The organism is Pseudomonas sp. No.117, from assembly GCF_054558395.1.
The window spans coordinates 1-556 of sequence record NZ_BAAJNP010000018.1 but is presented as its reverse complement, the minus strand read 5'-3'; the positions used below and the strand labels follow the sequence as shown (position 1 = coordinate 556).

Below are 556 nucleotides of genomic sequence, written 5' to 3'. Positions count from 1 at the left end.
ACGGGTTGGGTTGCGCCATAGCGCGCCAGGACCAGGCTGTCCTGCTTGTCGGTCTTGCCCTGTATGCCCAGGCTACGCGCGTAACTGCGTACCCAGGCGGGATTGAGGACGAATACCTGGACACCTCGATCATGTAGGTAGTGGGCGAGCGGCTCGTGATAGACGCTGGTGGCCTCGAGAAAGACCTGCAGTTGCTCCACCGCCTCACCCGTCTGGGCACAACACCAGTCGACAAGCTCGGCGAATCCCGTCGGCCGGTTGGTGAAGACCTTGGTTTTGACTTTCAGGCTGTGGACGTCACGCAGCCACAGACAATCGAATTTCTGCTTGCTGATGTCGATACCGATGATCGCCATTTCTCGCTCCTTGCCTTGTGCATACAGCCTCACTCCCGAGGAGGGGCTTGGATACCATTCAGGATGTGGAGAAAGGGAGCCGGCGGGCACACTCTACGACACAGCATCGAGTGCTCAGGTTGGGTAGGTGCTTAGCCGGCTCCGGGTCATGAGGTAGCTAATCCCATTACCCCGGAGAGATACAAGGTTGGGTTGAGCGC

1 protein-coding gene is annotated in these 556 nt (G+C 58.8%); it reads right to left on the bottom strand.

Annotated features, from left to right (window positions below):
- Window positions 1–356 (bottom strand): IS110 family transposase (locus tag ACYJP6_RS24150; protein ID WP_459478559.1); only part of this gene is annotated, 356 nt, incomplete at its 3' end.
- Window positions 357–556: the final 200 nt, after the last annotated feature.